At 43.6% G+C, this 7,616-nt stretch carries 4 protein-coding genes and 1 pseudogene; all 5 read right to left on the bottom strand.

The window, feature by feature from the left end; all coding sequences use genetic code 11:
• Positions 1-49 precede the first annotated feature (49 nt).
• Positions 50-574, bottom strand: a pseudogene (locus KDK13_RS02360) (cation acetate symporter); the annotation flags it as partial.
• Between the two features lies 1 nt (position 575).
• The gene (locus tag KDK13_RS02355; protein WP_257283203.1) at positions 576-887 is read right to left on the bottom strand and encodes a DUF4212 domain-containing protein; all 312 of its coding nucleotides are present in this window, start codon (positions 885-887) and stop codon (positions 576-578) included.
• 159 nt (positions 888-1,046) lie between these two features.
• On the bottom strand, positions 1,047-2,705 hold the full coding sequence (locus KDK13_RS02350) for a hypothetical protein (RefSeq protein ID WP_257283202.1): 1,659 nt from the start codon (positions 2,703-2,705) through the stop codon (positions 1,047-1,049).
• Between the two features lie 204 nt (positions 2,706-2,909).
• Positions 2,910-3,515 (bottom strand): hypothetical protein, encoded by a 606-nt coding sequence (locus tag KDK13_RS02345; RefSeq protein ID WP_257283201.1) that lies wholly within the window; start codon positions 3,513-3,515, stop codon positions 2,910-2,912.
• Positions 3,516-3,817: 302 nt separating this feature from the next.
• Positions 3,818-7,558: a hypothetical protein gene (locus KDK13_RS02340; RefSeq protein WP_257283200.1), complete on the bottom strand. Its 3,741-nt coding sequence runs from the start codon at positions 7,556-7,558 to the stop codon at positions 3,818-3,820.
• Positions 7,559-7,616: the final 58 nt, after the last annotated feature.

The raw sequence follows: 7,616 nt of genomic DNA, 5'->3' as shown, positions 1-7,616 counted from the left end.
CTCCTGTCTTATATCACCGCCCGATTGGGCGATGCTTTACGACGGGTTTGGTAATGCCTTTCATCCCCCCCAGCACGGCATAAATAAAGACGATACCCATCCCGATCATAACCCCGATATTGATGTCCACCTCCAGGTAACGCGAGAAAACAATACCGACGCCACGCATCTGCCCGGCAACATAGGTAAAGGAGATAAAGATAACGCAAATAACCGCAACCACCCGCGCCGTCTGGCTGTAGTAACGTTCAGCGACAAAGTCCGGTACCGTGAACTGGCCAAATTTACGCAGATAAGGCGCAAGGCACATGGCCAGCAATACATAACCGCCGGTCCAACCCATCAGATACATGGCCCCGTCGCGCCCCATAAAGGAGATAATACCGGCCATGGAAATAAAGGAGGCTGCCGACATCCAGTCCGCTGCGGTTGCCATACCATTGGCAACAGGATGAACGCCACCACCGGCCACATAATAGTCTTTGGTTGAACCGGCCCTGGACCAGATAGCGATACCAATATAAAGCGCAAACGATAAGCCGACAAAGAGGAAAATCAGTGTTTGAGTCGCCATCTCACTCTTCCTCCTGAACGTTGTATTTTCTGTCCAGGCGGTTCATCAACCCGATATAGACGAAAATCAGAACCAGAAAGGTATAGATGGAACCCTGCTGGGCAAACCAGAAGCCCAGTGGAAAACCGAAAAAGCTGAATTGGTCCAGCTGGTCCACGAACAGTATGCCGCAACCAAATGAAACGGCGAACCAGATTACCAGCAGGGAAAGTAATATCCGTATATTCTCCCGCCAGTAGGCGGCAGCTGCGCTTTGATTATCACGAGAAGGATTATCACGAGAAGAATTATCACGGGAAGGATCAGCAGACATGAAAAGACGCTCCTGAAAGTATTATTGTTTTTCTTATCTTCAGTCACTGAGGACTGTCCGGGTCTCTCACAGTAACAAATGTGCGGACATGAGCATCTTAGACTTTAGGCTAATAACTTTGGGGTACTACTGATTTAATTATGCCTCAATTCAACAGGTTTACCGATGGGTAACAGCAATATCAACAACATTGCCACCGGCGTATAACCATTTCGCCTGATCTTCTGTCAGACAAGATAAACGGTCACTGGATGCATAGCTGCAGAAAAGCTCATCCCAATCGGGACTTCCGGTTACATTGTAACCGTAGCCATGATTGGCCTTTGGCATGGCTTGATCCAGCTTCACAAAACCAAATGAGTTCCCCCTCTGCACTTTGAGCAAGACAGCAAAGTCATGGGGAAGAGCATTCTCACCAGCAGTTTTCGAGTTCCACTTCCACGAGCCGGAAACCATGGGCTCACCAAAAAAGTGAGAGATTTCATATTTGACAGTTAACTCATCAATGGTGATATCACCTACCTTGAACTTGATTTTACGAGACTCTCCGGAGATGGGATCGGGTTTGCCTTTGTCAGCCAAGTTCTCATTGTAGAAAGCCAGTTTGTTGCCCATCGGCTTTGGGTCAACCCCAGGCTTTACCGGTGCTTTTTTCGATTCTGGTTTGGCTTGAGCTACCTTTGACTGATTGACAGTCTGATTCTTTTCAGTGGTGTTAATGGCTGCCTGCTTTGTGGCTTTTTGAGTACCTGCGGATGCAATTGGCTGACTGTCTGTCTGTTTGGGAGACGCACTCTGATGAGATACCTTTGGCGCAGGATTGGACACAGCTTGTGCAGCAATTACTTTTTGTACGACATAATCTCTCCTCTGTGCTTCAGCAATAGCTGTATTTTGCTGAGCAAGAAGAGTACTGGTTTTTGCCATTTGCTGAGAGAGGGCGGTTAATCCCGACATAAATGCTTGATGATTACCCTCACTACGCTGCCTTTCCTCTTCTCTGATTCTTGCTCTTCTTGCCCCCTCTCGTTTTTCCTCTTTCACACGGATCGCGTACGCTTTTTCAATCTGTGCATACACCTCTCTTCCCTCAGCCTGGTTCTTTAATGTTGACCTACTAAGATGTCTCCGAGCCTGAAGTATATCCTGATTGCGGACAGCAAGTTCTGCTTTTTTCAGATGTATATCTTTAGACATAAATTTTCTGTGATTTATGTAATAAGGCCTGAACATAACTCTGTCTTTATAGTCATGAAAAGCAGAGGTCCCCCAAAAATTAGTTTTTCCAATATCAATTACTGTCGAAATCAAGACCACCTCACAGTAATAGTCCTGATCAAAATCGATCACTGCATATTTGTTAACATAGTGAACGCCGCGACCATAAGCCAAAAAATCCCACACCTTAAATTTTGGGTTTGGAGATCTCGTATCTGCTTCCAGACCCATTAACGGCTTCATTGGCTCATAGAAGGTATGCAAAATATTCACTACTTCATTCTGGATATCACCATCATCCTGATCGTTAGTTTTATAGGCTCTATGAGTAGGGCTTAACTTGCGACCAATATTGTCGAACATAATCTGCCATTCTTTATAAAAAGCGTTTGTTTCTACTCTACTAGTCTCATCATCAAGAGAGATAGAAACAGCATCAAAAAATGAATTAAATTCATTGAGATATACTTGTTTTGCAGATGCATGGATTTCCGATGATAGTTTTCGAGAATCTTCGGTGCTGACTGGCTGATTGAGTATGTCAGCAGACTGGCAACCAGAAAGTAAAAGAATCAAAATAACTATTGAAATTTTAACCATGCATTGTTTCCCTCATTACTGATGAGAACACCAGATTGATTTGTCACAGTTTATATTCATGGATAGGTGCGAAACCAAAAAAAACTGAGTGAGTAACAAGCCTACAGCTCGTCACTCAATCCGTAAGTGGTTATTTAGCTTACGCAGTCTCGGTATTTGACAACCTGGTTGTTGCCATTTCGAATAAGCCATTGCAGGCTGACACTAATAATCCTTCAGAATAATTTCTTCAGATAAATAAAAACCTCCCTGTAGCGCCTTCATTCTTTTTTCTGAAAAATCTGCGGGAGTATATTCGTTGGAGGGTTTGATTTCATCTAATAGACCAAGTCGCTGGTATGCCTCTGCTACCAGTTCGCTGCAAAATATGGTCGATAAATCCTCGTGGTTTTTCCCGAAAGGACCATCATACGCGGCTTTAAACAGTTCTAATTTACTGCGCTCATATTCTTTGCCTCTCAGCTCCTGGCGAAGTTCCATGAGTCTTCTCAGGGAGTCTTCCGGTAATTTTGCTCCCTGTAACCGCCTTACAGAAATATCGCCATTGTACTTCTGTACACGATCACTCAGCGCTACCAATTGCACACCTTTGCGGGGCATCTGAGTTTCCAGGTCATGTATATTGCTCAACGTTGTGGATTCCCATATCGTCAGAAAGTCATACTCGGGAATTCTGAGCACCATGCCACAATGGGACCACTTACTTAACGTGCCGTATTTAATGATGTCGCTAAACGCGCCCTTGCCGGAAAACAAAACCAGATCGCCTGTTTTTAAACTGTTCCGAATAGAACCATAAGACGTTTCCATGAGTAATCCTTATTTTATTGGACATAATTATTTTTTTAGAGTTGGTTTTCAACCATCCGCTTCTATGACTTAACTATTCAACCCAATTTTTTGTTATTCAGACAGAGGATATTACGCAAAATTATTTATGATGCAGCCAGTCACTTCATTGACCTGAATCAATAAGTCAGAAGAAATTTCTCATTGAATGAGAAGGATGTAAAGTTTTAGCCTTACTCATTCATAGTACCCTCCGTGGCCAATAAGGCATAACACTTGAAGTAACCCTCCGTAGCGGAGCAAAGATCGGGTTGACTGATTCGTTAGGCAATACTCTCAGCCTGCTCCTTAAGATACCTTTCAGCCGTTAGCAGAATAGAAGCCAGTGATTTATCAGTGCTATGCCCTGGCAATATGGATGACAAATATTCATGCAGTGCCGCAATTTTAATCCACTGCCGTTGAGATGGCTTCGTACTTTCCTCAAACTTCAGTCGACCGAGAAAATCCTGGCTTCCATTTTTTGTACCCGAAAAAAAGCAGACTTTATCAATTAACAAATTAACCAATTTTATTTTTCCACGTACGGTTCCTCTGAATATATTTGTATTTATTCTTTCATGAACCATTAAATATGCAATAGCTTTTAACTCTTTTCTAATTCTATCCGCCCGTTGTCTGGCGCTCTGATTTTCAGTTAGCTCAGAAGAGCTTGCTGTTTCAAGTAACGCAGGAAACTTTCCTGCCCTGAGGTCGAAACGTCCTTGTTCCCCAAGCCCACCGTCGTCAATTCCTTTACTATTCCGGACAATGAACAGCCTTGCAGCTGTGACAATAGCCAGGGGTTCATTAACAAGCCGCTCACCAGCAGCGCATAACATTTGAAAAAGATAGTCGAGCGTGAAAGAAATTCTCAGGGCTCCCTTTTGTGATTCATGCAGGCCGGGGATACCCGGAACATTCTTGAGCTTCAGGTGGTTATCAAGCTTGTTAGTAAGTTTGGAAATCTCACAAATTTTCTGTATAGCCTGTTTGAGAGTATTTAACCTGCGACAGGCTTTCGCTTTGCCTGTAAAATCCTGTGTCCGTTTTCCCTTAAGCATCATGGAAAGCATCTCGAATGCAATCTTGCACTCATCACCTTCGATTGTTCTTCTGATTGAGTTTGCCAGCCCTGCCATATCGGGTGCTGCCGTATCTCCGGAAGGTATGGGAACTGCCCTGTTTCTGCTATTCATCGTCAGGGAATCAGCCGTTAAGTCACCGGACAGTGTTAAATCCTGATCCCTGCTTACTGTTGGTAATTCCGGAAAGCAGTGACCAAATCCCTCCTTACCTTGACAACGGTCTGACGATCTCTTGAGGACAGGCTCGAAAGCATGACGCACCCCATGAATAGCGGGCAATAATCGACGTTTCTTTCTCGAACAACCGGGAAAATCCTCTACCAATTCTGTTCGCTCTCTTTTTAAAGGGGGCAGGCTTTTAATTCTACAACGTCGAACAGTCTCCTTATCCATTTCTGTAGAGTCTGTCTTTACCTTTGTGGCAACTGGATAATGCCCTTGATCCAGGAGTGACGAATGAATAGCCGTCAATTCCGGCTTATCGGGTGTTGCAGCTTTGACCGGACTATGGTCTTGAGAAATAAATGATGAAACAGTTATTTTCTTCTCAGGGCTTAATTCAATATCCATTGATTCGTGGGCATCTGCTATGGCAAGAGTTGCACCGGAGGATCCACTCTCACTTGAATCCAGCCTTGAGAAAGCCTCTGGTACAGAGGTAGAGATTGCTGATTTCCATGCCCCCGACAATACCTTATCAATAGCTTCCGCAGCCCCTGAACCAGAAACCTGGCAGACTCTTTCATGTTCAGCAGGCGCTAAAAGTAGTGGTTTTGGAAAGATCATGACAATCCGGTTAAAACGACCAGGTTCTGTCAAAGACTCTTTGACTTCAGTCTTGATATAAAAACGTTGACTATCTCTGTAAATGGGTTCTCCCTCAAATAAGGGGCCTGACCGACATACGGGTTCTCTATAAACGCGTTCACCTGCGTGAAAGGAAAAGTCAGATCGCCCGGTCTTTCGTAATAATTTCAAACGGGCGTCAAGCCGTTCAATAACATAGCAGACATCCCGCCGAACCCAGAGCCTTCCGACTTCGGAATTAGGGTCAAGATAATTATTTAAAAACTGACACCAGCGCCACAGCAGTTTATTCACCCCCATAGTCATTGCGTTTGACCTTAACCTCTTTAGCCAAAGCATTAACTCATGGCTTTGACCCAACCACTTTAAAAAAGCACCGTCAGGCCATACATTCAACTCTGCCTCCATGGTCACAAAGTTTTTATATCGTTTTAACATTTTCAAATCATGGCCATTAATTTCAATATCTGAATACATGGAGTTCCTTAGCCAGCGATTTATTGACAATTTCGAAGCTTTTCCAAAATCAGGCTTTAAAATCCTGATAAATAAAGGTGTAAAATTCCTGAGCATATCCTTCCAGAAGGTCAATGTCTTATTGGTTTTACAGAAGGCAGCCATATTCAGAGTCTTACCAGTATCCGGATCCATGAATCCGTGCCTGAGATAATATTCCTCCAGTGTTAATTTCCTGGCATGACTGACCATGGTTTTTTTTTGAGCATCAGAAACATGATCCTGACTTCCCTGATAAAATTTCAAAAGAACAGCAGGTAACGAAGCTAATGGTATAGCACCTACCTTTATATTTTCCGGGCGCCTCCTGGCTCTCTTGCCCTGCTTACCCGATCCTTCTGCAGGGAAGGCCCGGTAGTCTACCGGCGAAGTACCCGAATGAGCATCCTCCACCAGCTGTATAAAAAATGAGTCAAGCCCATTCCGTTCTTTATCAAAAGACAGTAATACTTTAAATGCCATCATTGTGCAGCTGTGATAATCCTTCTGAAGATATCCAGAAGCCGGTGTGGTCAAAAAATACAACCGATTATCCTGAATATTTTCTACGGCGCATGATATGCCATGAATGATAAAATTTCTTGTCTCTGTAGCCAAAGGACAGTCTGGTTGTATTGTTTCGTGTAAATAGACAACAAATTTATTTCTGACCTGAATAAATCTGACTGCAGTCATATGTGAAGCAGAAGCATTCATAACCAGTATGCTGAATGCTGCCATGCCACTACCATTTGCGATACTTCCAGAGATATATTTTTTCAAAGCCTTCAAAGAATTTCCATCATTGACAAGACCGCAATAATAAACAGCGGGACAAGTTCCAGATTTTCTTTTTAGCACAGAGAGTTCTTTAATGGCTCTAACGGGAAGATAGTATTCGCCATTACTTGTGGTTGTGTCATTGAAATCCAGTCGCTCCTGAAGCAGGGGATTCATCTGAACCATGCGCTCTTCATGGTGATAAGCGGCCACTTTATCCCAGTAGGGTAACCCCCCTTCTGATACTTTATACTCCAATACCACGCCTTCACCAGCTGATAATGTAACGGACTGCCCACCCCCGTAGTGGAGATTGCTCTTTATATCACTGGCTTCATATGACTGATACACGCCAAGATAGCTGCCCTCCTTCAGCTGTTGGCTGGTTAAGCATTTCACGTCTTTTTTATCTGCATCTTCATCTGCATCGACAGAGTTTGAATCACGTACAACCACAATTGAACTGGCATCCAGTTTCGCTATCTTTCCCCTGCTTTCTGCTGTTGCCAAACCAGCCTTATTTTCCATGACTGGTTCCAGATGAAATCGTAATTCAGATTTACTATTCTGATCCAGAACTGAGGTCATTACCCGATCAATAGACCACAAATGATTCTTGTGATCATCAATATAGGTTATTCGCCCTACACAGTGGCGCTGCTCTAACGTTAGTAAAGGTAAAGGAGGTAAAAGTTGATCTCGAATGGTATCAGGAAGCCGCCAGAGAGCATGCAACAAACCATCCGTTACATAACGTGATTTAAATCTGCCAATGTGCTGTTTTAAACAGGTTTCATCTGCCAGAACAGATTTTTCCAACGCCGTCATTGGCTGAATAACTAATTCAACAGGCAAAACACTATGGCTCCTGAAACTGCATCAAAAAGCATTTAATTTAGAGAGGCCATTTATC

The sequence above is a fragment of the Endozoicomonas sp. SESOKO1 genome (genome assembly GCF_024606265.1).
Classification (GTDB): domain Bacteria; phylum Pseudomonadota; class Gammaproteobacteria; order Pseudomonadales; family Endozoicomonadaceae; genus Endozoicomonas.
This window is presented reverse-complemented; position numbering and strand designations above follow the sequence as displayed.

Bases quoted from the DNA above. Each gene is read 5' to 3' on its own strand.
- KDK13_RS02355 (WP_257283203.1), bottom strand. From the start codon at position 887: ATGTCTGCTGATCCTTCCCGTGATAATTCTTCTCGTGATAATCCTTCT.
- KDK13_RS02350 (WP_257283202.1), bottom strand. From the start codon at position 2,705: ATGGTTAAAATTTCAATAGTTATTTTGATTCTTTTACTTTCTGGTTGC.
- KDK13_RS02345 (WP_257283201.1), bottom strand. From the start codon at position 3,515: ATGGAAACGTCTTATGGTTCTATTCGGAACAGTTTAAAAACAGGCGAT.